23 protein-coding genes and 1 tRNA gene are annotated in these 23,796 nt (G+C 66.5%); 19 read left to right on the top strand and 5 right to left on the bottom strand.

Going from position 1 to position 23,796, the window contains the following annotated elements:
• Nucleotides 1-39 precede the first annotated feature (39 nt).
• The 9 genes from M2334_RS01570 to galE all read left to right on the top strand — a co-directional run bounded on the left by M2334_RS01570 (nt 40) and on the right by galE (nt 9,320).
• Nucleotides 40-513 (top strand): prepilin peptidase, encoded by a 474-nt coding sequence (locus tag M2334_RS01570; protein WP_264588052.1) that lies wholly within the window; start codon nt 40-42, stop codon nt 511-513.
• 55 nt (nt 514-568) lie between these two features.
• The gene (gene cpaB, locus M2334_RS01565) at nt 569-1,540 is read left to right on the top strand and encodes a Flp pilus assembly protein CpaB (RefSeq protein WP_181561222.1); all 972 of its coding nucleotides are present in this window, start codon (nt 569-571) and stop codon (nt 1,538-1,540) included.
• A 1-nt stretch (nt 1,541) separates the two neighbouring features.
• Nucleotides 1,542-2,990, top strand: coding sequence for a type II and III secretion system protein family protein (locus tag M2334_RS01560; protein ID WP_264604620.1), 1,449 nt, complete (start codon nt 1,542-1,544; stop codon nt 2,988-2,990).
• A 16-nt stretch (nt 2,991-3,006) separates the two neighbouring features.
• Nucleotides 3,007-3,666, top strand: coding sequence for a CpaD family pilus assembly protein (locus M2334_RS01555; protein ID WP_264571764.1), 660 nt, complete (start codon nt 3,007-3,009; stop codon nt 3,664-3,666).
• 1 nt (nt 3,667) lies between these two features.
• Nucleotides 3,668-4,957: an AAA family ATPase gene (locus tag M2334_RS01550; RefSeq protein WP_264604619.1), complete on the top strand. Its 1,290-nt coding sequence runs from the start codon at nt 3,668-3,670 to the stop codon at nt 4,955-4,957.
• Nucleotides 4,958-5,003: 46 nt separating this feature from the next.
• Complete coding sequence (locus M2334_RS01545) at nt 5,004-5,999, top strand: type II secretion system F family protein (protein ID WP_264604618.1); 996 nt, start codon at nt 5,004-5,006, stop codon at nt 5,997-5,999.
• Nucleotides 6,000-6,014: 15 nt separating this feature from the next.
• Complete coding sequence (locus M2334_RS01540) at nt 6,015-7,001, top strand: type II secretion system F family protein (RefSeq protein WP_181561218.1); 987 nt, start codon at nt 6,015-6,017, stop codon at nt 6,999-7,001.
• 95 nt (nt 7,002-7,096) lie between these two features.
• Nucleotides 7,097-8,149, top strand: coding sequence for a mannose-1-phosphate guanylyltransferase/mannose-6-phosphate isomerase (locus tag M2334_RS01535; protein ID WP_264593626.1), 1,053 nt, complete (start codon nt 7,097-7,099; stop codon nt 8,147-8,149).
• Nucleotides 8,150-8,312: 163 nt separating this feature from the next.
• A complete protein-coding gene (galE, locus tag M2334_RS01530) occupies nt 8,313-9,320 on the top strand; it encodes a UDP-glucose 4-epimerase GalE (RefSeq protein ID WP_264604617.1) in 1,008 nt (335 codons plus the stop codon).
• 5 nt (nt 9,321-9,325) lie between these two features.
• On the opposite strand, the gene M2334_RS01525 is transcribed toward galE, so the two are convergent.
• The 3 genes from M2334_RS01525 to msrP form a co-directional block, all read right to left on the bottom strand.
• Nucleotides 9,326-10,180 carry a CHAD domain-containing protein gene (locus M2334_RS01525; protein ID WP_264588441.1) on the bottom strand — a complete coding sequence of 285 codons (855 nt, stop codon included), beginning with the start codon at nt 10,178-10,180 and terminating at the stop codon, nt 9,326-9,328.
• Between the two features lie 66 nt (nt 10,181-10,246).
• Nucleotides 10,247-10,894 (bottom strand): sulfite oxidase heme-binding subunit YedZ, encoded by a 648-nt coding sequence (locus M2334_RS01520; RefSeq protein ID WP_264577627.1) that lies wholly within the window; start codon nt 10,892-10,894, stop codon nt 10,247-10,249.
• Between the two features lie 4 nt (nt 10,895-10,898).
• Complete coding sequence (msrP, locus tag M2334_RS01515) at nt 10,899-11,837, bottom strand: protein-methionine-sulfoxide reductase catalytic subunit MsrP (RefSeq protein WP_264585940.1); 939 nt, start codon at nt 11,835-11,837, stop codon at nt 10,899-10,901.
• Nucleotides 11,838-11,988: 151 nt separating this feature from the next.
• On the opposite strand from msrP, the gene lysA reads away from it, so the two are divergent.
• The 3 genes from lysA to M2334_RS01500 are packed head-to-tail and all read left to right on the top strand — an operon-like array spanning nt 11,989 to nt 15,029.
• Complete coding sequence (gene lysA / locus M2334_RS01510) at nt 11,989-13,251, top strand: diaminopimelate decarboxylase (protein ID WP_264585941.1); 1,263 nt, start codon at nt 11,989-11,991, stop codon at nt 13,249-13,251.
• Between the two features lie 52 nt (nt 13,252-13,303).
• Nucleotides 13,304-14,074 carry a siroheme synthase gene (locus tag M2334_RS01505; protein ID WP_264571755.1) on the top strand — a complete coding sequence of 257 codons (771 nt, stop codon included), beginning with the start codon at nt 13,304-13,306 and terminating at the stop codon, nt 14,072-14,074.
• 49 nt (nt 14,075-14,123) lie between these two features.
• Complete coding sequence (locus M2334_RS01500; RefSeq protein ID WP_264585943.1) at nt 14,124-15,029, top strand: SMP-30/gluconolactonase/LRE family protein; 906 nt, start codon at nt 14,124-14,126, stop codon at nt 15,027-15,029.
• Nucleotides 15,030-15,031: 2 nt separating this feature from the next.
• Here M2334_RS01500 and M2334_RS01495 read toward each other — a convergent pair whose 3' ends face one another.
• A complete protein-coding gene (locus M2334_RS01495; RefSeq protein WP_264585944.1) occupies nt 15,032-15,301 on the bottom strand; it encodes a hypothetical protein in 270 nt (89 codons plus the stop codon).
• A 252-nt stretch (nt 15,302-15,553) separates the two neighbouring features.
• On the opposite strand from M2334_RS01495, the gene ispG reads away from it, so the two are divergent.
• From ispG to M2334_RS01475, 4 genes are all read left to right on the top strand, one after another.
• Nucleotides 15,554-16,720, top strand: coding sequence for a flavodoxin-dependent (E)-4-hydroxy-3-methylbut-2-enyl-diphosphate synthase (gene ispG / locus M2334_RS01490; RefSeq protein WP_264604616.1), 1,167 nt, complete (start codon nt 15,554-15,556; stop codon nt 16,718-16,720).
• Between the two features lie 14 nt (nt 16,721-16,734).
• On the top strand, nt 16,735-17,034 hold the full coding sequence (locus tag M2334_RS01485) for a hypothetical protein (RefSeq protein WP_264604615.1): 300 nt from the start codon (nt 16,735-16,737) through the stop codon (nt 17,032-17,034).
• A gap of 156 nt (nt 17,035-17,190) precedes the next feature.
• A complete protein-coding gene (locus tag M2334_RS01480; RefSeq protein WP_264604614.1) occupies nt 17,191-19,521 on the top strand; it encodes a DNA translocase FtsK in 2,331 nt (776 codons plus the stop codon).
• 128 nt (nt 19,522-19,649) lie between these two features.
• A complete protein-coding gene (locus tag M2334_RS01475) occupies nt 19,650-20,270 on the top strand; it encodes a LolA family protein (protein WP_264604613.1) in 621 nt (206 codons plus the stop codon).
• A 72-nt stretch (nt 20,271-20,342) separates the two neighbouring features.
• Here the strand turns inward: M2334_RS01475 and M2334_RS01470 are convergent.
• Nucleotides 20,343-20,416 (bottom strand) — tRNA-Gln (locus tag M2334_RS01470).
• Nucleotides 20,417-20,574: 158 nt separating this feature from the next.
• Here M2334_RS01470 and M2334_RS01465 point away from each other — a divergent pair.
• The 3 genes from M2334_RS01465 (at nt 20,575) to M2334_RS01455 (ending at nt 23,781) form a co-directional block, all read left to right on the top strand.
• Entirely contained in the window at nt 20,575-21,645 is a 1,071-nt protein-coding gene (locus M2334_RS01465) for a Ppx/GppA phosphatase family protein (RefSeq protein ID WP_264593615.1), read from the top strand.
• Complete coding sequence (locus M2334_RS01460; protein WP_264593614.1) at nt 21,645-22,316, top strand: RlmE family RNA methyltransferase; 672 nt, start codon at nt 21,645-21,647, stop codon at nt 22,314-22,316. The genes M2334_RS01465 and M2334_RS01460 overlap by 1 nt, the downstream gene beginning before the upstream one ends.
• A 148-nt stretch (nt 22,317-22,464) precedes the next feature.
• A complete protein-coding gene (locus tag M2334_RS01455; protein ID WP_181561203.1) occupies nt 22,465-23,781 on the top strand; it encodes an MFS transporter in 1,317 nt (438 codons plus the stop codon).
• Nucleotides 23,782-23,796: the final 15 nt, after the last annotated feature.

Raw genomic sequence — 23,796 nt, 5'->3', positions numbered from 1 at the left:
TACGCTTTGGTAAGGCGTACACTCTAGTCGTGCCCCATCATGTCGGGTGTCTGGATATCGACAGCGCTCAGCGCCGTGCTGGCTTTGCTCCTCATATGGGGAGCGACGACGGACTTGCGCAGCCGAATCATATCCAACCGCCTCAATCTGTCCATCGCGCTGCTCGCGCCCTGCTGGTGGTGGGCCAATGGCCTGTCCTTCTATCCTGACGTTCTGCTGCAAGTCGGCCTTGCCGCCGCAGTTTTCCTGCTGTTCACGGGCTTGTTCGCGCTCGGCATGATGGGCGGGGGCGACGTCAAGATGCTTGGCGCGCTGGCCTTGTGGCTTCCGCTGGCGGCAATGTCGACCCTCATCATCGTCATGGCGCTGATCGGCGGCCTGGTCACCATCGTGACCGTCGTCCACCACCGGACGACGCGCCGAATCGGCCAGCCGGAGATCCCCTACGGCGTCGCCATCGCGCTCGCGGGCCTTTGGGTTCTCGGCGAACGCTATCTTAACCATTTGACTTAATGATCACGCGGATTGGGGCCGGGGGTGGCTCCGCCGACTGGAGGCGAGTTTCGAAATGGAACCGAAGAAGATCGCGCTGCTTGCTGGCGCGTTGATCATAGCGGTGGCGGCGGCGTTTCTCGCCCGATCCATGTTCACCAGCGGCGGGGGATCGCCACAGGCAACGGCATCGGCCATGCCCGATACCGCGCAGATGCCGCATGTGCTCGTGGCCACCAAGCCGCTGCCGGTCGGCACGATCGTCGGGCCGGATGCCTATCGCTTCCAGCCCTGGCCGAAGGAACTGGTCGAGGACGCCTATTATATTCAGGGGAAAGCCGACGAGGCCCAGATGGTGGGCGCGGTCGTGCGCACCGCCATCGCGGCGGGCCAGCCGGTCACGCAGGGATCGCTGATCAAGCCGGGCGATCGCGGCTTCCTCGCCGCAGCGCTCAGTCCCGGCATGCGCGCCGTGACGGTGCCTGTCTCCGTGCAGAGCAGCGTTGCCGGTTTCGTGTTCCCCGGTGACCGCGTCGACCTGGTGCTCACGCAGAGCGTGCCCGGCGGCGGCGACGGCCCGCCCCTCAAGGTCTCTGAGACCATCCTGCGCAACCTGCGCGTGCTGGCGACCGATCAGCGCACCAACGCGCTCGACGAATCGGGCAATCCGGTGGTGCGGACGTTCTCCAACGTGACCATGGAAGTCACGCCGCGCATGGCCGAAAAGATCAGCGTCGCGCAGACCGTTGGCGCTCTGTCGCTGGCTCTGCGCTCGCTGGCGGACAACACGCAGGAGCTGGAAGCCGCGCTGGCCTCCGGCGACATCGATGCGGTGGATGCCGAGAATGGCGGCAACACGCTGATCACCGCCGCGCGGCCGGTCGATGGCCGCTCCACCTATTCCACCGGTGCCGACGTGTCGCGCTATCAGCGCAGCACCGTTCCCGCCAAACCCATTGACCCCTCGGGCGCGCCGTCCGGCAATGGTCCGATGGTGCGCGTGGCGCGGGGGACGGCCGTCACCAATGTCGAGCTGGGGAGCAAGTGAGATGAACAGCCCGTCCAGGCTCCGTATGGCGCGCACCGCGACCGGCGTTCTCGCCACCGCGCTCGCCCTGACCGTCAGCGCTACCGTGGCGCCGGCCCTTCATGCCCAGGCGACCATGGCGCCCAAGACCGACGGCACGCTGCTGCTGGCCGTTGGCGAAAGCCGGGTGATCAACCTGCCGGCCAATCTCACCGACGTGGTGATCGCCAACCCCAATGTGGTCGATGTGCATGTCCGCTCGCAGCGGCAGGTCTATCTGATCGCCAAGGCATCGGGCGAAACCAACGTGTTCATCACCGCGCGCGACGGCAAGATGCTCTATGCCAATGCCGTGCGGGTCGGGAACAACATCACCAGCATCGACCAGATGCTCCGCCTCGCCATGCCCGAATCGGACGTGCAGGTGAACACCATGAACGGCATGGTGCTGCTCACCGGCACCGTCGCAGCGCCGGAAGACGCAGCGGAGGTCCAGCGGCTCGTCCAGGCCTTCTCGGGCGCCGACACCAACGTCGTCAGCCGGCTGCGCACCGCGACGCCGCTGCAGGTCAACCTGCAGGTCCGCATTGCGGAAGTGAACAAGAACTTCACGAAATCGCTCGGCTTTAACATCCTTACGCAGGATACGACGGGCGGCTTCCAGTTCGGCATTGGCCGGGGCAACCCCGGCTCGCTGGCGACGGGCCAGTTCAACGTCATCGAGAATGGCACGTCCATGGCCTTCGCGGGCAATCTGCTCGGCCTCAACGTGCTCAGCACGCTTGATCTCGCAGAGAATCAGGGCCTGGCGGTCACGCTGGCCAATCCGAACCTGACGGCCCTCTCCGGCGAAACGGCGAGTTTTCTCGCGGGTGGCGAGGTGCCGATCCCCATCGCGACCCAGCAGCAGGTCAGCGTCGAATATAAGCAATATGGCGTCAGTCTGGCATTCACTCCCACGGTGCTTGCCAATGGCCGCATCTCGATGCGCGTGCGGCCCGAGGTCTCGCAGCTCGACAGCAGCTCGGCGGTGCGCGTGAGTGGGTTCGACATTCCCGGCATCCAGACCCGCCGCGCGGAGACGACCGTGGAACTGGGCTCGGGCCAGAGCTTCATGATCGGCGGCCTGCTCTCCACGGCGAGCGGCAACACGATCGAGAAGACGCCGTTCCTGGGCGACATCCCCATTCTTGGCAATCTGTTCAAGTCGCAGAGCTACCGGCGTCAGGAAACCGAGCTGGTGATCATCGTCACGCCCTATCTCGTGCGCCCGGTCGACGCGCGCCAGATCGCGCTGCCGACTGACGGTTATCGCAATGCCGATGACGCGCAACGCATTCTGGGCGGGCAGATCCAGGACGGCAGATCCGGCGACGCCCGGCCCACGCCGCAAGCCCTGCCCCCCAAGACGGTCGAGCAGGGCAGCGTCGCCGCGCGCTCGGGCAATGCCGCACCCGGCTTCAGCTTCTGAGGTGGAAGGACGAGAGATGACCAAGACAAGCTTCTTCCGCACAGCCGGCACCACAACCCTGATGGCACTGGCCCTCATCGGTCAGTCCGCCAATGCCCGCTCCCGCGAGGTCAATCGCGGGGTCGAGCCAGTGCATCAGCCGGTCGTCGAGCGCACCGATTTCGTCTTCGACCTGAGCCCGGACGGCGCAGGCACGCTCAGCCGCATGGACGAGCGCCGGTTGACCGTCTGGTTCAACGCCCTCGGCCTTGGCTATGGCGACCATGTGACGCTCGCCGGCGATACCAGCGGTTCTCTGGCGCTGCGCGATGGCGTGACGCAGGTCGTGGGGCGCTACGGCCTGCTCGTGGATGGCGAGGCGCCACTGACGGCAGGCGCACCGCCCATCGGCGGCCTGCGCGTCGTGGTCAGCCGCTCGGTCGCCAGCGTGCCGGGCTGTCCGACATGGCGGGACAAGGCGGAAGCCAATTTGAGTGGCGGCCTGAGCGACAATTATGGTTGTGCCATGGCCACCAACCTCGCAGCCATGGTCGCCGATCCACGCGACCTGGTCGAAGGACGCGAGGGCGGTCTGGACGTCACCAACGTCGTGAACAGCAAAGCCATCAAGACCTATCAGGAGACGGCCCCGACGGGCGCCGGCGGCCTGCAGGGCATGTCGGTGGGAGGCAAGTGAGATGAACGCACCCTGGAAAGCCGGCGGACCGCATGGCCGCGATGCGTTTCACGCCTATGTCTGCGACGATCATAGCCTTGAGGTACTGCGGACGGCGGTGCAGGAGATGGGTTGGCCCACCGAAAAGCTCTACAAGGGCGGGCTGCGCAATGCCGTGCAGTCGCTCTCGATGTCTGCAAGCCCCAACATTCTCTTCGTCGACCTCTCCGAATCGGCTGACCCGCTCACCGACATCAACAGTCTGGCGGAAGTGTGCGAGCCGGGCACGGTGGTGATTGCCTCGGGGCAGGTGAACGACGTGCGCCTGTACCGCGATCTCGTCGCCAGCGGGCTGCAGGATTATCTGCTCAAACCGCTCGCCGTCGACACCATGCGCGACATTCTCACCGGCGCTCAGGCGGTCTTCCTGACGCCCAAGGCCGAGGTGGCGAGTGAGCGGGCGCACATGATGGTCTCTGTCGTTGGCGCGCGCGGGGGCGTCGGCGCCTCCACTGTCGCCACGTCACTCGCTTATCTCACCAGCGCGCGGGGCAAGCGCTCGACTGCCCTGCTCGATCTCGACGTGCATTTCGGCACCGGCGCCCTCGCGCTCGATCTCGAACCGGGGCGCGGCCTCACTGATGCGGTGGAAAATCCCAGCCGCATCGACGGGCTCTTCATCGAGCGCGCCATGGTCCGCGCCAGCGAAACGCTGGCCGTGCTCTCGGCCGAAGCGCCGATCAGCCAGCCATTGCTGACGGACGGATCGGCTTACTTCCAGCTGGAGGAAGAGCTGCGGTCTGCTTTCGAATGGACGTTCGTGGATATGCCGCGTGGCATGTTGGTCCAGCACCCGCATTTGATCCATGAATCCAGCGCCATCGTGCTGATCACCGACTTCACGCTCGCGGCGGCCCGCGACACCATCCGCATCCTCTCCTGGCTCAAGACGAACGCCCCGCAATCGCAGGTGATCGTAGCCGCCAACAAGGTGCAGGTCGGCGTGGCGGAGATCACCCGCAAGGACTTCGAGCAGAGCATCGAGCGGGCCATCGACGTGGTGCTGCCCTATGACGCCAAGGTCACCGCCCAGGCGGCCAAGCTGGGCAAGACGGCAGCGGAAAGCGGCCGCTCCAGCAAGCTGGGCCAGGCCTTGCTCGATCTGAGCAACCGACTGAACTCGGCAGACCTCGCCGAGACGGGCGCCAAAGGCAAGAGCGGCGGATCGCTGATCGGCCGGCTGCTGGAGGTGAAGATTCCGGGCAAGGCGAAGAAGAAGATGGATGCCGATTCCGTGCCGGGCAACGACTGACGCGATGCCAGCGCCTGCGAGCAAGACGTAACTGGATGAGACCTTGATGAATAGCCAGCTTCTTCTGCTGATCCTGCTCGCGGCGATGGCCATTGCCTTGCTGGTCATGGCCCTCTCCGGGCCGTCCGCAGACCGCGTCGGGAGCCGTCGGATCGCCGCCATTCGTGGGCGCCATGCAAGTAGCGAGAGCAACCAGATCGAAGCGCGGATGCGCAAGGCGATTGCCGCCCGTGGGCTCGATCAGGGGCATCTGTTCACATCGCTGATCCCGAACCCGGAATTGCTCGCCACCCGCCTGCGCATGACGGGCAAGAAATGGACGCTCAGCCAATATGTCACGACGTCCGTCGCGCTGGCGATTGCCGTGCTCGCCATCATGGTGCTGCGCGATTATTCGTTTCTTCTATCGGTGCTCGTCGCGACCGCGATCGGCTTCGGGATCCCGCATTTCGTCGTCGGTCGGCTGATTGCGCGGCGGGTCAACAAGTTCACTACCAATTTCCCTGACGCGCTCGACCTGCTCGTGCGCGGCCTGCGTTCTGGCTTGCCGGTGGGCGAGACAATGATGGTCGTCAGCCAGGAAATCCCCGGGCCGGTGGGTGAGGAATTCAAGCTCATCACCGAGCGGATCAAGATCGGCCAGTCGATGGACCAGGCGCTGCAGGAAACCGCCGCCCGCCTCGGCACGGCGGAATTCAAGTTCTTCTGCATCACCATCAACATCCAGCGCGAGACGGGCGGCAATCTGGCCGAAACGCTCGCCAACCTCAGCAACGTTCTGCGCCAGCGCGCGCAGATGAAGCTGAAGATTCGCGCCATGTCGTCCGAATCCAAGGCATCGGCCTACATCATCGGCGCTCTGCCCTTCATCGTCTTCGGGCTGATCAGCTGGATCAACTTCAAATATATGTCGGCCTTTTTCATCGGCGATCCCAATGGCGTGTTCGGCCTCAGCCTGATGCAGGTCATCGCCATCGGCGCGATGATGTGGATGAGCATCGGTGTGTTCATCATGGCCAAGATGATCAGCTTCGAGATCTGAGGGGAGCGCGCGATCATGCAATCCACCGGCGCTACGCTCTTTGGCCTCACCGCAGCCGATCTCGGCACCTTGCTTGCCGCCATGGCGACCTTCGCCGTGCTGGTCGCGCTCTACGCCGCTACGACCGTGCGCAACCCGATGGGTCGGCGACTGCGGGCGCTGAACGATCGCCGCGAGCAGCTCAAGGCCGGCATCATCGTTGCCCCGTCCAAGCGGCGGACCAAGATCGTCCACCAGAGCGACACGACGGACTGGATGCAGCGCTTCCTGTCCTCGCTCAAGGTGCTGCAGGACGATCAGTTGCGGGATGCGCAGAAGAAGCTCGCCCAAGCCGGCATCCGCTCCAAGGAATATGCTATCGCGGTCATCTTCGCGCGGCTGGTGCTGCCGATCGCCGTGGGCGGCTCGGCGGCTCTGCTGATCTACGGTCTTGACCTCTGGCCGCACTGGGGGCCGCTCAAGAAGTTCGGCGCCTTCGCCGGGGCCCTGCTGCTCAGCTACAAGGCGCCGGACCTCTATGTCGGCAACAAGGTCACCAAGCGCTCCGATGCGATCCGCAAGGGTATTCCCGATGCGCTCGATCTGCTGGTGATCTGCGCCGAGGCCGGCCTGACCGTAGACGCCGCCTTCGCGCGCGTCGCCCGCGAACTGGGCTCGGCCTATCCCGAACTGGGCGAGGAATTTCAACTCACCTCCATCGAGCTCTCCTTCCTCACCGAGCGGCGCATGGCCTTCGAGAATCTGGCCGAGCGGGTGGATGTCGAGGCGCTCAAAGGTGTCGTCACCACGATGATCCAGACCGAGAAATACGGCACGCCGCTGGCCTCTGCGCTGCGCATCCTCTCCGCCGAATTCCGTCATGAGCGCATGATGCGCGCCGAGGAAAAAGCGGCGCGCCTGCCGGCGATCATGACCATCCCGCTGATCCTGTTCATCCTGCCGACGCTGTTCGTCGTCATCCTCGGCCCGGCGGCCTGCTCCATCAAGAAAGCGTTGCTGTAACCTCAGGTTACATCGCGGGCCGCCTTGCGGTCAGGCCGTCCCTGCGCCACTAGGGCCAGAATCGCCATTTGGCACGGACTATCAGGAGACCGTCATTGCCCGCTCAGATCATCACGCCGGTCATCCTCTCGGGAGGATCGGGCACGCGGCTCTGGCCGGTCAGCCGCAGCGAGCATCCCAAGCAATTCATCGCTCTCACGGCGCCGGAAACCATGTTCGAGCTGACGCTGGGCCGGGTAGCCGGTCTCGAAGGCGGCGCGACGCCCCTGGTTGTTGCGAACGCGGCCCATGCCGAGATCATCCGCAAGCAGGCGGGGCCCGAGCTGACGCTGATACTCGAGCCGAGCGCCCGCAACACGGCGCCCGCCATCGCGCTGGCCGCGTTGGCTCTGGAAGAGAGCGACAGCGCTATGCTGGTGATGCCGAGCGATCATGTGATCGCTGACGTCCCGGCTTTCCATGCCGCCATCGAGCGCGCCCGGCCGCTGGTCGCCGATGGCTGGCTCGTGACCTTCGGTATCGAGCCGACCGCACCGGAAACTGGTTTTGGCTATATCGCGCTCGGGGACGAACTGGCTGCGGGCGTCAACACCGTCAGCCGCTTTGTCGAAAAACCTGACGCAACCCGCGCCGCACAGATGCTCGCACAGGGCGGGCACGTATGGAACGCCGGCATCTTCCTGTTTGGCGCCCGCGACTTTCTGGCCGCACTGGCGACGCACCAGCCCGCGATGCTGGCCGCTGCGCGCGCGGCGATGGCGGCAGCCACCCGCCAGGGCGCCGCGATTCTGCCGGATGCCGCAGCCTTCGCGCAATGCCCGTCCGACTCGATCGATTATGCGGTGATGGAACGGGCGGACAAGGTCGCCTGCGTCCCGGTCAGCATGGGCTGGTCGGACGTGGGGAGCTGGGATGCGCTCTATGACCTCGCCGACAAGGATGAGGCGGACAATGCCCTGCAGGGCGCCGCCTATGCCATCGATGCCAAGGGCTGCCTGATCCGCAGCGATGGCCCGGCTGTGACTGTGGTCGGCGCGCACGACCTGATCGTCATCGCGTCGGGCGACGAGATCGTCATCCTGCCGCGCGGGCGCTCTCAGGAGGTCCGCAAGGCCGTCGCGGCGCTGAACGAGCGGCCGGAGCGGTGATGAATCGCACCCGCCCGCACTGGCTGCGGGCACTGCTGATCGTTCTGGCCTTGATGATCGTCCTGCCGGTCGTCGCGCAGTTCGTCTAGTCGCGCGACCGCCGAGGGCACTTCCAAGCGCAACAGGCTCGTGGCAAGGCAGCCCCACGCAGCAAGGAAACCCGATGACCGACAAGCCCACCATCCTCGTTACCGGCGGCGCCGGCTATATCGGCAGCCATGCCGTGCTGGCGCTGGTTGATGGCGGATGGCCGGTCGTCGTGGTGGACAATCTCACCACCGGCTTCCGCTGGGCCGTGCATGAGAATGCCGCGTTCGTGGAAGGCGACATTGGCGACACGGCTTTCATGGAAGGGGTGCTGCGGCAGCACGGCGTCAAGGGCATCATGCACTTCGCCGGCTCCATCATCGTCCCCGAATCCGTCGAGAATCCGCTCAAATATTATCGCAACAACACCGCCAACAGCCGCGCCCTCATCGAGGCCGCGGTGCAGGCCGGCGTGCCGCACTTCATCTTTTCCTCCACCGCCGCCACCTACGGTATTCCGAAGGAAAGCCCGGTGCGCGAAGACAGCCCCAAGCAGCCGATCAACCCTTACGGCATGTCTAAGCTGATGACCGAGATCATGCTGGCGGACGTCGCCGCGGCCCATCCGCTCAATTTCTGCGCGCTGCGCTATTTCAACGTCGCCGGCGCGGACCCGCAAGGGCGGTCCGGCCAGTCGACGGCGGGGGCGACGCACCTCATCAAGGTCGCGGTGGAAGCGGCGCTGGGCAAGCGCGAGAGCGTCGCGGTCTTCGGCACGGATTTCGACACGCCGGATGGCACGGGCGTGCGCGATTATATCCATGTGAGCGATCTGGCTGCCGCGCATGTGCTGGCGCTGGAAGCCCTGATGGCGGAGCCGGAGCGCAATCTGACGATGAACTGCGGCTATGGCCGTGGCTTCTCGGTGCTGGACGTACTCGACGCGGTGGACCGGGTGACGAACCGCAAGGTGGAGCGCCGCATCGAAGGCCGGCGCGCTGGCGATCCGCCGGCGCTCATCTCCGACAACAGCCGCATCAAGGCCACCCTGCCCTGGCAACCCGCTTATGCGGATCTCAACACCATTGTCGATCACGCGCTGGCATGGGAGCGCAAGCTCTCGGACATCCGCGGCGACAGCTGAGCGGTTCAGCGCCGGTGCGGCGGGATCGCCCAGTGCGCGGCAAAGTCTGAGGGTTTCTCCGCGAACAACGCCTCGCCCAGCCGGGTCGCCTTGCGGGCAAGAGCCTCGGCGCGTTTGTGCGCCAGAGCAGCGAGGTGCGCCGCCGCAGCGGGGTCGGACAGCAATCCACCATCCTGACGCAGGCGCGCGATCAGCATGTCGAGATCGTGCCGGTCGCCCAGTAGGTCGCCGAGACGATCGGTCCTGGCGAGGCGCCGCTTCGCGAGGTCCGGGTTCAACCGGCTCAGAAGGCGGATATGCTGGCCGTGATATTTGACGTGCTTGCGCCATGCATGACTGGCTTGCGCAGCAGCGGGCGTTCCGCTGACGGCCTCGAGCGCGCGCATCGCTTGCCGGGCCTGCCGATACGTCTTGCGCAAGCCCGGCAAGATCGCGTCCTCGCCCCGCGCGGTGAGCGCCCATGTCGGCGCGCGGACGCGGGCGGCGAGCAACGGCGCCCGACATGACTCGATCTGCTCGGCCATAGCCCCGGCAGCACCATGCCCCGGCGCTGCCCAATGTGACCGCAGCATCGCCCAGTCCTGGCGCGCCTCGTCCGCATCGATCAGGCTATCCAGCGTCTCGATCAGCACCGCGCTGTCCCGCGCGCCGGAAAGCATTGCTGCGATATCCCGGAAGGCGGCATTTTCGGCTTGATAGGCTGGAAAGGCGGGGCGGACGAGCCGCAGCAGGCCGCGCATCGCCTTGCAGGTCCGCCGCAGCTGATGAACGATTCGCGCGGGCGGCTCCTCAGCGCCGCGAAGGAGAGCGAGCGCCTCATCCAGCCGCTCGCAGGCGATCCGGCGGAAACCCTCCTCCACGGATGTATCGGACGATCTGAACCGAAACGGCATGTCGCGCCCACCCCCCTCGTGACGGGCCTGACGCTAAAGACTCGGGGCAGGCTGGTCCAGCTGGGATGCGGCGGAAGCCGGCCGCGCACGCCCTGCGCGCAGCCGCATGACCGCTCGCCAGCCGAGCAGCGCCGCCACGATCCCCCCGTAGATCAGCGGCGAGCGTGTATCGGCCTTCACCAGCAGGAAATAGTGCACGACGCCCATGATCGCGATGAGGTAGACAAGCTGGTGCAAGCGCCGCCATGCGCGCACGCGCATTTTGCGCCGGATGCGATTGGCGGAGGTGATCGCCAGCGGGACCAGCAGCACGAAGGCCGCCATGCCGATGGTGATGTAGGGCCGCTTAACGATATCCGCGACGATGAACGACCAGCCGAACTGCTGGTCCACCGCCACATACATGATCAGATGCAGCGCCACATAGGCAAAGGCCCACAGGCCAATGCGGCGGCGATAGCGCAACAGCGCCGGCATTTTGAGTAGCTTGGCCAGTGGACTGATCGCCAGCGTGATGCACAGGAAGCGCAGGCCCCACAGACCCAGCTCGCGCAACACATATTCGATGGGATTGGCCGTGAGTCCACCGGTCAGGCCCTGCCAGACGAACAGCAGCAGCGGCGCCACGCACAGCAGCCAGACCAGCGCCGAGATCAGGCGATCGCGCGTCTTCCTGGTCATGCCGTCAGTAAAGCTTCTTGGGGTTCATGCCGCGATAGAGACTCGCAACCTGATCGCCATAGCCATTGAACGGCAGCGTCTTGCGGCGCAGCAGCTCGCCGATGCGCCGCTCACGCGCCTGCGACCAGCGAGGATGATCCACATCCGGGTTCACATTGCCGTAAAAGCCATATTCGTCGGGCGCGAGCATCTGCCAGCTCGTGCGCGGCTGGCGGTCGGTTAGCGTGATCCGCACGATCGACTTGATGCCCTTGAAGCCATATTTCCACGGCACGACCAGGCGAATGGGCGCGCCGTTCTGGCGGGGCAGCAGGCGGCCGTAGAGGCCCACCGAAAGCAGCGTGAGAGGATTCATCGCCTCATCCAGCCGCAAGCCTTCACGATAGGGCCAGTCGATCACGTTCCGGCGCTGGCCGGGCATCTGCTTGGGATCATTGAGGGTCTGGAAAGCCACATATTTAGCGCTGCCGAGCGGCTCCACCTCGCGCAGCAGCGCGGAGAGCGGAAAGCCGATCCATGGAATGACCATCGACCAGGCCTCGACGCAGCGCATCCGGTAGATGCGCTCTTCCAGTGGAAAGCGGCGCACGATGTCCGAAATATCGAACTTACGCGGCTTCTGGCACAGGCCATCCACGGCGACGGTCCATGGCGCAATTCGCAGGCTGCTGGCATTGGCGGCCGGGTCGCTCTTGTCGGTGCCGAACTCGTAGAAATTATTGTAGGTTGAGACGTCCGCAAAGGGCGTCGGCGTCTCGTCGATCTTCATCTTGTTGGGCGAGAACTTTACCGTCGCGGGCGCATCCGCCGCCATCGCCGCCGGCGCGATCAGTCCGGCGGCGCCGATGCCGGCCACACCGGCAATGAACTCGCGCCGGCGCAGATACAGCGCTTCATCGGTGACGTCGTTTTCGGTCAGGTCGGCAGATTGACGGATCAGCATGGCAAGACTCTCCTGCCCCCAGAGCCGGAACAATGCCTGCCCTTGGCTGCATGTGCAATGAACATGCCCATGGCCGAAGGGGCAATAACCCCTCCCGCCAGACGCAAAAGCCGGTTTCCATCCGCCGCACCAGCCTCTAGGGGCGCAGATCATGGATCATTTCGCTTACAAGGATGGCGTGCTGCACGCCGAAGACGTGCCGATGGCGGCGATTGCCGAGGCCGTCGGGACACCGGTCTACATCTATTCGCGCACCACGCTGGAGCGCCATGCCCGCGTGTTCCGCAAGGCGCTGGCCGGCCTGCCCCGCAAGCACATCGCCTTTGCCATCAAGGCCAACCCCAATCTCTCCGTGCTGCGCGTACTGGCGCGCGAGGGTTATGGCGCGGATATCGTCTCGGGCGGCGAGATGCAGCGCGCGCTGGCGGCCGGGATGCCGGCCAAGGACATCGTCTTCTCCGGCGTCGGCAAGACCCGCGCCGAGCTGAGCGCGGCGCTGGAAGCCGGGATCGGCCAGTTCAACATCGAGCTGGAGGAGGAGGGCGCCGTCCTCGCCGAGATCGCCGCCGCGATGGGTAAGACCGCCGATGCCGTGCTGCGCGTCAACCCGGATGTCGATGCCGGCACGCACGCCAAGATTTCCACCGGCATGAAGGAAAACAAGTTCGGCGTCGCCATCGATCAGGCGGGCGGCATCTTCGAGCGGCTCTGCGCCCTGCCCGGCCTCAACCTGCGCGGCATCGCCACGCATATCGGCAGCCAGTTGTTCGACCTCGCCCCCCTTGAAGCCGCCTATGGCAAGATCGGCGCGCTGATGGGCGAACTCCGCGAGGCCGGCCACACCATCGACCGTATCGATCTGGGCGGCGGCCTGGGCGTGCCCTATGAGCGTACGAAGGTGCCGCCGACGCCGGCCGATTATGGCGCAATGGTGGAGCGGGCGACCAAGGGCTGGGACGTCACGCTCTATTTCGAGCCGGGCCGCGTGATCGTCGGCAATGCCGGCGTGCTGCTCACCCGCGTCATCTGGGTGAAGCCCGGCGTCATCCGCCCCTATGTGATCGTCGATGCGGCCATGAACGACCTCGCCCGGCCGGCCATGTACGATGCCTTCCACGATTTCGAGGCTGTCGCGCCGACCGGCGAGCGGATCGTGGCCAACATTGCTGGCCCGGTCTGCGAGAGCGGCGACACCTTCGCCATGGCCCGCGATATCGACGTGGTGAAGACCGGCGATCTCGGCATCTTCCGCACCGCCGGGGCCTACGGCGCAACGATGGCCAGCACCTACAATTCGCGCGCGCTGGTGCCCGAAGTGATGGTGGATGGCGACCAGTTCGCCGTCGTTGCCGACCGCATCATGCCCGAGGCGATCATCGCCGCCGAGCGCCTGCCGGATTTTCTTAAGGACTGAGCATCGGCCGCAAGGGGCAGACGGACGGGCCAGGACCGGCTAGGAGAGCGCCATGCACAGCCTTCCGCTCTTCGTCATCCTGTCGGGCCAGCCGGTCATCCTGCTTGGCACTGGGGAGGCCGCGGACGCCAAGCGCCGGCTGATCGAGCGGGCCGGCGGCGTGCCGGTTGCGGACGAGAATGCCACTGCCCGCATCGCCTTCGTGGCGCTGGAGGATGAAACAGCCGCCCAAGCCGCCGCAGACCGGCTCAAGGCGCGCGGACTGCTGGTCAATGTCGTCGACCGGCCGGCGCTGTGCGATTTCACGACCCCCGCCATTGTCGACCGCGATCCGGTATTGATCGCCGTTTCCACGGGCGGCGCCTCCTCAGGGCTGGCCGCAGCCTTGCGTCAGCGGCTGGAGACGATCCTCCCGGCCCGGCTCGGCGCCCTCGCCAGCGCGCTCAATGCCGCCAAGGTCGCAATGCGGGAGGCCTGGCCCGATGCCCGCGACCGCCGCCGCGCGCTTGGCGAGGCGCTGGCGCCGGGCGGCATGCTCGACCCTTTCGGCACGCCTGCGGTGGACCCGTGGCTGGAAGCGCGCATCGCGCCTGCCTCCCGCGCCGTGCATGTCATCGCCTTGCGCTCGGACGACCCGGATGACCTGACGGTTCGGGAAGCCCGCACGCTGGGCCAGGCCGATCGCATCCTGTTCGCCCCCGACACCCCGCCCGCCATTCTCGCCCGCGCCCGCGCCGACGCGGAACGCCTGCCGCTCAGCGCGGAAGAAGCCCCGCCCGAACTGCCGGGGCTGACCGTCTGGCTCGTCCCGGCCGAGGATTGATAGGCCTTTCCGCCGTCAGCGCCGGGAATCCCGGCCCAGGAGATCGTTCATGACGTCACATCCCTCCGCCCCCGCAGCTTCGCCCGCCGTATCGGTCGCGCTCGATGCCCGCGCCGCGCTTGGCGAAGGGCCACGCTGGCACGCAGCCGAGCGCCAGCTCTATTGGGTGGACATCCTGCGCAACGAACTGCACCGCTTCGACCCCGAAACGGGCGCGGACGAGATGCGCGCCTTCGCCCAGCCGGTCGGCTGCTTCGCCTTCCGCGCGGCCGGTGGCTTGCTGCTGGCGATGAAGGACGGCCTCGCCATTCTGGCCGACTGGGGCTCCGAGCCGCAGCCCTTTGGCGATCAGATCCTCGCGGGCAAGCCGGACCTGCGCTTCAATGATGGGCGGACGGATTCGGCCGGGCGGTTCTGGGTGGGCAGCGTCAACATGGCCAAGAGTGCGCATGACGCCGCGCTCTATCGCGTCGGCACGGACGGGACGATCGACCTGATCGAGGGCGGCATGCTCACCTGCAACGCCGCCGCCTTCAATGCGTCGGGGACGACCTTCTGCCACGCGGACACCCCCAGCCACGCCCTGCGCGCCTATGATGCCGATGTGCAGCGTGGCACGCTCTCCAACCGCCGCATCCTCCACCAGTTCGAGCATGGAACCGGGCGCCCCGATGGCGGATCGTTCGATGCGGAGGGTTGTTACTGGAGCGCCCTGTTCGAGGGTGGCCGGGTGGTGCGGCTCTCGCCCGAAGGCGAGTTGCTCCAGACGGTCACGCTGCCGGTCAGCCGGCCGACCATGATCGCATTTGGGGGTGAGGATCGGCGCACCGCTTATGTCACCACGGCGCGGGCTGGGCTGGACGAGGCGGCGTTGGGGCGCGAGCCGCATGCGGGCGCGATTTTCAGCTTCCCCGTCGATGTGCCGGGTCTGCCCGAGGCGCCCTTTGGCGGCTAAGCTTAGGCTTTGCTGGCTCGCTTGGCGAAGCGGGTCACGAACACTGGTGGGCTGGTCGGGTAGCAGGCCTGTGCGAGCGGCAGCGCCGTTTCGCATACGGCGCACTGGGCGCTGAGCCGTCCGACATACCATTGGGTGCTGGCGCAATCGGGACAATGATTGAGCTTGCCTGGCTCGTAACGCGCGCCAATGGCCGTGCCATCGAATGGTTTGACGTGAATGCCCGGGTGACGAACGGCAGAGCTCAAAGCCTGCACAGGTGAATGCGCCATGTCACGATCCTTCCGGCGATGAAAACGTCCCGCGCGTTCGCGGGTTCCTGCCTGTGCCAACGGCTCGGCGCATCCTGTCTCTTGTCGGGACGATTTGCCACGCGCGCCTGATGGCGACTTGCGACGGCTGCGACCCGTGCTCCCGACAACGGGTCCATCCGCGCAATCCCCCCTCGCCTCTGCCCTAGAGCGGGGCTATAAGCGCCGGGATGATGACCGACCCCCGGACACGCCCCTTCTCCAAGGACAATCATGTCAGAGCATAATCCCGGCCTGCGCCCGTGGCGCGACATTGCGCGGCGCGAATGCCGCCAGATCATGGTCGGCAACGTGCCGGTCGGCGGCGGCGCCCCCGTGACCGTGCAGACCATGACCAACACGCCCACCTCCGACGCGAAGGCGACGATCGACCAGATTCGCCGCTGCGAGGAAGCCGGGGTCGATCTCATCCGGGTTTCCTGCCCGGACGTGGAGAGCACGGCGGCAATGAAGCAGATCGTCCGCGCGGCCAAGGTGCCGATCATCGCGGACATTCATTTCCACTATAAACGCGCGCTGGAAGCCGCCGATGCGGGCGCGGCCTGCCTGCGCATCAACCCCGGCAATATCGGCTCTGCCGCCCGCGTGAAGGAAGTGGTGGATGCCGCCAAGGCCAATGGCTGTGCGATCCGCATCGGCGTGAATGCCGGCAGCCTCGAAAAGGACCTGCTGGAGAAATATGGCGAGCCCTGCCCCGAGGCGCTGGTGGAAAGCGCGCTCGACCATATCAAGCTGCTGCAGGACCAGGACTTCCACGACTATAAGGTGGCGGTGAAGGCGAGCGACGTGTTCCTTGCTGTCGCGGCCTACATGCAGCTTGCCGACGCGGTGGACTGCCCGCTGCACCTTGGCATCACCGAAGCCGGCGGGCTGATCGGCGGCACGGTGAAGAGCGCCATCGGCATCGGCAACCTGCTCTGGGCGGGCATCGGGGACACAATCCGCGTCTCGCTCTCCGCCGAGCCGGAAGAGGAAGTGCGCGTCGGCTATGAGATCCTCAAGTCGCTCGGCATCCGCACGCGCGGCGTCCGCGTCGTCTCCTGTCCAAGCTGCGCAAGGCAGGGCTTCGATGTGATCCGCACGGTCGAGGCGCTGGAAAGCCGCCTGCAGCACATCAACACGCCGATCTCGCTTTCCGTGCTGGGCTGCGTGGTCAATGGCCCCGGCGAAGCGCGGGAGACGGACATCGGCCTCACCGGCGGCGGCAATGGCAAGCATATGGTCTATCTCTCCGGCGTGACCGATCACCACATCAACGATGCCCAGATGATCGACCACATCGTCGCGCTGGTGGAAGCCAAGGCGGCCGAGATCGAAGCCGCAAAGCTGGAGGCCGAGATGAGCGATGCTGCCAACGCCAGCGCCGTAGCGGCCGAATGACCAACCGGCCCGACATGGCTCCGTCCGCGCCGAGCCGTGGTCTGCGCGCGCCGCAGACACAGGCTGCGTCACGCGTCACGGGCGCCAGCGCCACGGGTGCAGTGGCGACCGGTGCGACGGCGACGGGGGCCTCCGCGACCGGCGCAATTGCGGTCGGCGCCTTCGCATTGGGTGCCCTCGCCATGGGCGCGATTGCCATCGGCGCGCTCGCCATCGGGCGGCTGCGCATCGGACAGGCCCGCATCAGCCGGCTGCGGATCGACACGCTGGAAATCGGGAACGCCATTCGCACCGGGGAAACGCCTCGCCGGTGAGGCTCGCAGCGCCGGCGCCTGCCGTAGCGCGCCCTGCATGCCGAAAAACCGGGGACTCTTGACGCCGAGTCCGTGAAAGAGGATTGTCGCCGCGCGGAACATTTCGGGCACGGCGCATGCGTGACCCCGCCGCGCCGGACGAAGGAGTGAGTGGCAATGGCAAGTCGGGCACCGATGAATCGGACCCCCGAATGGCAGGCGATGCTGCGCCGGAGCCTGATCCGCATCGGCACCTTTGCTGGCTCGGTCGGGCTGTACGCGCTGGCGCTGTTCCTCCTGCTCGCGCTGCTCAGCTACAAGGTGAGCGATCAGGCGCTGAACACCGCGGCCGGGCCGGAGACCCGCAATCTGATGGGCGCCGCCGGTGCCTGGGCGGCGGACATTCTCTTCACCTTCGCCGGCCTGCCCGCCTTGCTGCTGCTGCCCTTCATCCTCGTCTTCGCGCGGCGCCTGTGGGCCGATGCAGACATGAGCGGCTGGCAGGGGCAGATCGCCAAATGCATCGGCGGCCTGCTGCTCATCGGCACCGGCCTGTGGATTGCCCAGCCCGAACCGCTGGTCGGGCTGCCGGCCCGCTGGGGCGGCGTCATCGGCTTCCTGTTCGCCCACGGCCTCACGGCCCTGACGGCGCGCCTTGGCGAAACCGCCGACCTCATTCTGCAATGGCTGCTGCTTGCGGCCTTTATCGCCAGCGGGCTGTGGCTGTGGGTCCGCAGCCTCGCGCTCGAAAAGCCGCTCTGGCATCTTGCCCGCCCTGCCCTGCCGCTGCTCTCCAGCCTTGGCTCCTTACGCACGGCGAAAGCTGGCAGCCTGGATGTCGCCGAGCCCGAACGCGACCCGCATCCCGAGCGCGAGGCGGAACCACGCCGCCCGGTGGACACCACACCCCGCCAGCCGATCACCATCCAGTCGCCGAGCAGCGCCGCCATTCCCAAGGCGTTCGGCCCCGTCTCGGGACAGGAAGACCTGTTCGGCAATGGCGCGCTGCCATCCCCTGACCTGCTGTCGCCCGCGCCCGCCAGCGCGGTCAGCAAGATCGACCGGCCCGGCCTCGAGCGCAATGCGCGGCTGCTGGAAAGCGTGCTCGATGACTTCCACGTCAAGGGCGCGATCACCGAGGTGCGCCCCGGCCCCGTCGTCACCATGTATGAGCTTGAGCCAGCCCCCGGCATCAAGGCCAGCCGCGTCATCCAGCTCGCCGACGACATCGCCCGCAACATGTCCGCGCTCTCGGCGCGCGTCGCCACCATTCCGGGGCGGACGGTGATCGGCATCGAGCTGCCCAATGCGGACCGCGAATCCGTGGTGCTGCACCAGCTCATCACCAGCCAGCAGTTCGCCGAGCAGAAGGGCGGCCTGCCCATCATCCTCGGCAAGAACATCTTCGGTGAGCCGGTGATCGCCGACCTCGCCGGCATGCCGCATCTGCTCGTCGCGGGTACGACCGGCTCGGGCAAGTCGGTCGGCCTCAACACCATGCTGCTCTCGCTGCTCTACCGGATGACGCCGGACGATCTGCGCCTGATCATGATCGACCCGAAGATGCTGGAACTGAGCATCTACGACAACATTCCGCATCTGCTCTCCCCGGTCGTCACCGAGCCGGCCAAGGCCATCCGCGCGCTCAAATGGGCGGTCGAGCAGATGGAGGATCGCTATCGCATGATGGCCTCCATCGGCGTGCGCAACCTCGCCGGCTATAATGAGAAAGTCCGCGGCGCCCGTGCCAAGGGCAAGTCGCTGGGCCGCCGCGTGCAGATCGGTTTCGATGAACAGACCCGCCAGCCGATCTACGAGGAGGAGGAGCTGGATTATCAGCCCCTGCCGCAGATCGTGGTGGTGGTCGACGAGCTGGCCGACCTGATGATGACGGCCGGCAAGGAAGTCGAATTCCTGATCCAGCGCCTCGCGCAGAAGGCGCGCGCCGCCGGCATCCACCTCATCCTCGCGACCCAGCGCCCCTCGGTCGACGTCATCACTGGCGTCATCAAGGCGAACCTGCCGACCCGCATCAGCTTCTTCGTCACCTCGAAGATCGACAGCCGCACCATCCTGGGCGAGCAGGGCGCCGAGCAGCTGCTGGGCAAGGGCGACATGCTCTACATGGCGAGCGGCAAGGGCCTGATGCGCGTCCACGGGCCGTTCGTGAGCGATGACGAGGTGCGCGGCGTCGCCGACCATTGGCGCTCCAAGGGCCAGCCGGATTACATCTCCGCCGTCACCGAGGAGCCAGAAGATGGCAGCTTCGCGCTCGATGGCGTCGATCTCGGCGATGACAGCGCCGATGCCAAGCTGTTCCGCAAGGCCTGCCAGCTCGTCTTCGAGAACCAGAAGGCCTCGACCAGCTGGCTCCAGCGCCAGATGCGCATCGGCTATAACAGCGCGGCGCGCCTGATCGAGCGGATGGAAAATGAAGGCATGGTCGGCGCGCCCAACCATGTCGGCCGTCGTGAAGTGCTGCGCGACGAAATGGGCAATCCCAAATAAGAGCGGTCCGTTGCCCCGCCCCCGGGCGCGGGAACGCGCTGCGGCGCGCGGCATTCAGTGGATATTCAACGGCAGGGACCTATCCGGGCGCGATGATCAGACTTCCCAAATTCACCCGGCGTTCCGCCATGCTCTCTCTGATGCTCAGCGCGCTCGCGGCACCGGCCTTGGTGCCGGCGAGCCCGGTTGCTGCGCAAGCCGCGCGGTCGAGCGATCTGGCGAGCGTCAGCACGGCGGTTCGCGGCATCACCACGCTGAGCGGCGACTTCACCCAAACCGACCGCAACGGGCAGGTGCAGAACGGCAAGCTCCTTTGGAAGCAGCCGGGCAAGATCCGCTTCGATTATGGCGCCGGCGATCTGCTCATCGTTGCCGACGGCAGCTCGCTCTACATGATCGACTATCAGGTCGCGCAGGTGCAGCGCTGGCCGATCCGCAATTCGCCGCTGGGCGCCTTGCTCGACCCCAAGCGCGACATCACCCGCTATGGCAAGATCGTCGACACGGGCGATCCGCGCGTCGTCTCGGTGGAAGTGCGCGATCCCCAGCATCCCGAATATGGCGTGATCACGCTCATCTTCACCCGCAAGGTAGGCGTGCCGGGCGGGCTCTCGCTCTATGGCTGGGTGGCGCTGGATGCGCAGGGCAACCGCACCAACATCCGCCTGAGCAACCTGAAATATGGCGCGCCCATTGCCGATTCGGCCTTCCGCTGGCGCGACCCGCGCGGAACCCGCGGCCCGCGCTGATCCGGCCGCGAAACCGGCGACCGGCCGCGCCACCCCGAAAGGGGCGGACGCGGTCGCGATGATCTGAAAAGCTGGATGCCCCGCGAGGATTCGAACCTCGATTGACGGAGTCAGAGTCCGTAGTCTTACCTTTAGACGACGGGGCAAGAGCGGGCGCAGATAGGGCGCGGACTGCCTGCGGTCAAGGCGATTTTCCACCCTCATCGTTCAGAGCATGGCAGCCACCTTGCGTCGCCCGCCACGCACGTCTAGCGTGGTAGCAAGTCCCGGCGGAAGTCCCGCCGGAAGAGAAGGTCAAGAAGTCATGGCGCATAAGGCGACGCCCGCGCCGCGCATGGGGCAGGAGCCCGGCACACTAGTGTCCGCCGGGAGCGCGAAACAGAAGGCGCGATCCTTCAATCGTCCGCTGCCGCGCGGCAATCTCGCTGCGCTCGACCTCGGCACCAACAATTGCCGCCTGCTCATTGCGCGGCCGGATGGCGACCGCTTCGTGATCGTGGACGCCTTTTCCCGTATCGTGCGCCTTGGCGAAGGCCTTTCCGCCACCGGGCGCCTGTCGGACGCCGCGATCGACCGCACCTTGTCCGCCCTCTCCGTCTGCGCCGAGAAGCTGCGCCGCCGCCGCGTGGTCCTGGCGCGCTCTGTTGCGACCGAAGCCTGCCGGCAGGCAGAAAACGGGCGCGCCTTTGTCGACCGGGTGCAGCGCGAAACCGGCATCATGCTCGACATCATTTCGCCCCGCGAGGAAGCGCGGCTTGCGGTCCTCGGCTGTAAGGCGCTGCTGGAACGTGGCGAAGGCCCGGCGCTCATCTTCGACATCGGCGGGGGCTCGACCGAGCTGGTGCTGCTCGATGGCGATGGCGACCAGTTGCGCATCGTCGACTGGCACAGCGCGCCGCACGGCGTCGTGTCGCTGGCGGAAGCCGTGGCGGGCTATGGCGACACCGCCAGCGAGCGCGCTGCGGCCTATGCCGAAATGCTCCGGCGGATGCGCGAAGCTTTTGCCGCCTTTGCCGAGCGACTGCCCAAGACCGGGCCGGTGCGCCTGCTCGGCACGTCCGGCACTGTCACCACGCTCGCCAGCGTCCATCTGGGCCTGCCCCGCTATGATCGCAAGGCGATCGACGGGCTGACCGTGCCGGCCGATGCCATGCGGGAAATCGCCGGCCGCCTCTCCACCATGAGCATAGCGGAGCGCATCGCCCAGCCCTGCATCGGCGACGAGCGCGCCGATCTGGTGGTGGCGGGCTGCGCCATCTTGGAAAGCATTCTCGACATCTGGCCGGCAGACCGGCTGGGCGTCGCCGATCGCGGTATTCGCGAAGGGATTCTCCGTGCGCTGACGGACAGCGCCTCAAGCCGGGACCTGGGATAATGGCCAGAGGTGACAAATCTGTCGGCACGCGCGTGCGCACGGCACGCGGGCGCACGGCCCAATCGACGCGCTGGCTGCAGCGCCAGTTGAACGACCCCTATGTGAAGCGGGCCAAGGCGGAGGGCTATCGCAGCCGCGCCGCCTACAAGTTGCTGGAGCTGGACGAGAAGTTCGGCCTGCTCAAGGATGTCCGCCATGTCGTCGATCTGGGCGCAGCGCCCGGCGGCTGGACGCAGGTGGTGCGGAAGCTACTGCCCAAAGCGAAGGTCGTGGGCATCGACCTCTTGCCCGTCGAGCCGCTGCCCGATGTGACGCTGCTCCAGATGGACTTCATGGCAGACGAAGCGCCCGATCAACTGATCGCGGAGCTGGGCGCCGCGCCGGATCTGGTCCTGTCGGACATGGCGGCCAACACGGTCGGCCACCAGCAGACGGACCATCTGCGCACCATGGGCCTGGTCGAGGCCGCCGCGGACTTCGCGATGCAGACCCTGCGGCCCGGCGGCGCCTTCGTCGCAAAGGTTTTTGCCGGCGGGACCGATGATGGCCTGCTGCGCCAGCTCAAGGCGGCCTTTCGCACCGTCAAGCACGCCAAGCCGCCGTCCAGCCGGAAGGGATCGGTGGAGTGGTTCGTCGTCGCGCAGGGGTTCAAGGGCCGGCAGGCGCCCTAAAGGCGGTTGTGCGGTTGACCCGGACCGCACAAGGGGACTAGCGCGATCTGGCCTGCCACTGCGCGGGCAAGCAGCGTCGCTCACCCGCATGGACATGCGACCAGACGCCGCGTCGGGCGTTGTGCCGGAACAGGATAGAGGAGGCGGCATGAGGTCAGGCGGCAATGGCATGTTTCGCTCCCTCTCCAACCGCAACTTCCGGCTGTGGGTCAGCACCAATCTCTTTTCCAACATCGGCACCTGGATGCAGGGCACGGCCCAGACATGGTTGGTGCTCACCGAACTAACCGATCATAGCGCCGGCGCGGTCGGCATTCTCACCGCGCTGCAGTTCCTGCCGCAGGTGCTGCTTGTGGCGGTGACCGGATCGGTCGCCGACCATGTCGACCGGCGCAAGCTGCTCATCACGATCCAGTGCTTCCAGACCCTGTTGGCGCTCAGCCTTGGCGCCCTGATCATTTCCGGGCTGGCGGAGCTCTGGCACGTCTACATCTTCGGCTTTGCGCTCGGTTGCTGCATGGCATTCGAGGCGCCCGCGCGGCACAGCTTCGTCTCCGATCTGGTGGGGGACGAGATCATCGGCAACGCCGTAGCCATGAACAGCACGGCCTTCCAGACCGCCCGCATGATCGGCCCGGCACTGGCGGGCCTGTGCATCGCGCTGGTCGGCACGGGCTGGGTGTTCGTGATCAATGGCCTGTCCTACCTGATCGTCACCACCGGCCTGCTCAACGTGCGGGTGACACGGCATGCCCATGCGGCGGCGCAGCCGCGCGGGGTGAGCCGGCTGCTCGACGGCTTTCGCTATGTGGCCGGGCGACCGGACATTCGCACCGTGTTCCTGATGCTGTTCTTCTTCGGCACGCTGGGCATGAACTTCGGGATTTTCATCAGCGTGATGGCGGCGACCGTCTATCAGCAGGGCGCCAGCGAATATGGCCTGCTGACCTCCATCATGGCGATCGGCTCGGTCACCGGCGCCTTACTGACCGCCCGGCGCGACCGGCCGCGGATGCATCATGCCGTTATCGGCACCTTCCTGTTTGGCTGTTTCATGACCGCCGCCGCGCTCTCGCCGAGCTATATCCTCTTCGGACTGGTGCTGATCGGCGTGGGCCTCGCGGCTCAGACCTCGCTCACCTCATCCAACGGCTTCGTCCAGTTAGCGACGGACCGGGCGATGCGCGGGCGGGTAATGGCCATCTATGTCGCGATCACCTTGGGCGGCCTGCCGCTCGGTGCGCCGCTGATCGGCTGGGTCGCCGACACCTATGGCGCGCGGGCGGCGATGGGCGTTGGCGGCGCGGCCGGCTTTCTCTCCGCAGCGATTGGCCTCAGTTATCTGATCCGCGTGCGCAACCTGCGCTTCATCTGGGATGACGAAGGACCGCGCCTGCACATGAACCCGGACCCGCATCTGCGCGAGCCTGGCCCGGCGGTGCTACCGCCAGATCGGGCGCTTTAAGAGCAACGCTCCCTC

This window comes from Sphingobium sp. B11D3D (assembly GCF_025961755.1).
Classification (GTDB): domain Bacteria; phylum Pseudomonadota; class Alphaproteobacteria; order Sphingomonadales; family Sphingomonadaceae; genus Sphingobium.
This window is presented reverse-complemented; position numbering and strand designations above follow the sequence as displayed.

Bases quoted from the DNA above. Each gene is read 5' to 3' on its own strand.
- M2334_RS01520 (WP_264577627.1), bottom strand. From the start codon at position 10,894: ATGACCAGGAAGACGCGCGATCGCCTGATCTCGGCGCTGGTCTGGCTG.
- galE (WP_264604617.1), top strand. From the start codon at position 8,313: ATGACCGACAAGCCCACCATCCTCGTTACCGGCGGCGCCGGCTATATC.
- M2334_RS01485 (WP_264604615.1), top strand. From the start codon at position 16,735: ATGGCTCCGTCCGCGCCGAGCCGTGGTCTGCGCGCGCCGCAGACACAG.
- M2334_RS01560 (WP_264604620.1), top strand. From the start codon at position 1,542: ATGAACAGCCCGTCCAGGCTCCGTATGGCGCGCACCGCGACCGGCGTT.
- M2334_RS01505 (WP_264571755.1), top strand. From the start codon at position 13,304: ATGCACAGCCTTCCGCTCTTCGTCATCCTGTCGGGCCAGCCGGTCATC.
- M2334_RS01480 (WP_264604614.1), top strand. From the start codon at position 17,191: ATGGCAAGTCGGGCACCGATGAATCGGACCCCCGAATGGCAGGCGATG.
- M2334_RS01465 (WP_264593615.1), top strand. From the start codon at position 20,575: ATGGCGCATAAGGCGACGCCCGCGCCGCGCATGGGGCAGGAGCCCGGC.
- M2334_RS01570 (WP_264588052.1), top strand. From the start codon at position 40: ATGTCGGGTGTCTGGATATCGACAGCGCTCAGCGCCGTGCTGGCTTTG.
- lysA (WP_264585941.1), top strand. From the start codon at position 11,989: ATGGATCATTTCGCTTACAAGGATGGCGTGCTGCACGCCGAAGACGTG.
- M2334_RS01555 (WP_264571764.1), top strand. From the start codon at position 3,007: ATGACCAAGACAAGCTTCTTCCGCACAGCCGGCACCACAACCCTGATG.
- M2334_RS01500 (WP_264585943.1), top strand. From the start codon at position 14,124: ATGACGTCACATCCCTCCGCCCCCGCAGCTTCGCCCGCCGTATCGGTC.
- cpaB (WP_181561222.1), top strand. From the start codon at position 569: ATGGAACCGAAGAAGATCGCGCTGCTTGCTGGCGCGTTGATCATAGCG.
- M2334_RS01475 (WP_264604613.1), top strand. From the start codon at position 19,650: ATGCTCTCTCTGATGCTCAGCGCGCTCGCGGCACCGGCCTTGGTGCCG.
- M2334_RS01495 (WP_264585944.1), bottom strand. From the start codon at position 15,301: ATGGCGCATTCACCTGTGCAGGCTTTGAGCTCTGCCGTTCGTCACCCG.
- ispG (WP_264604616.1), top strand. From the start codon at position 15,554: ATGTCAGAGCATAATCCCGGCCTGCGCCCGTGGCGCGACATTGCGCGG.
- M2334_RS01540 (WP_181561218.1), top strand. From the start codon at position 6,015: ATGCAATCCACCGGCGCTACGCTCTTTGGCCTCACCGCAGCCGATCTC.
- M2334_RS01550 (WP_264604619.1), top strand. From the start codon at position 3,668: ATGAACGCACCCTGGAAAGCCGGCGGACCGCATGGCCGCGATGCGTTT.
- M2334_RS01545 (WP_264604618.1), top strand. From the start codon at position 5,004: ATGAATAGCCAGCTTCTTCTGCTGATCCTGCTCGCGGCGATGGCCATT.
- M2334_RS01460 (WP_264593614.1), top strand. From the start codon at position 21,645: ATGGCCAGAGGTGACAAATCTGTCGGCACGCGCGTGCGCACGGCACGC.
- M2334_RS01455 (WP_181561203.1), top strand. From the start codon at position 22,465: ATGAGGTCAGGCGGCAATGGCATGTTTCGCTCCCTCTCCAACCGCAAC.
- msrP (WP_264585940.1), bottom strand. From the start codon at position 11,837: ATGCTGATCCGTCAATCTGCCGACCTGACCGAAAACGACGTCACCGAT.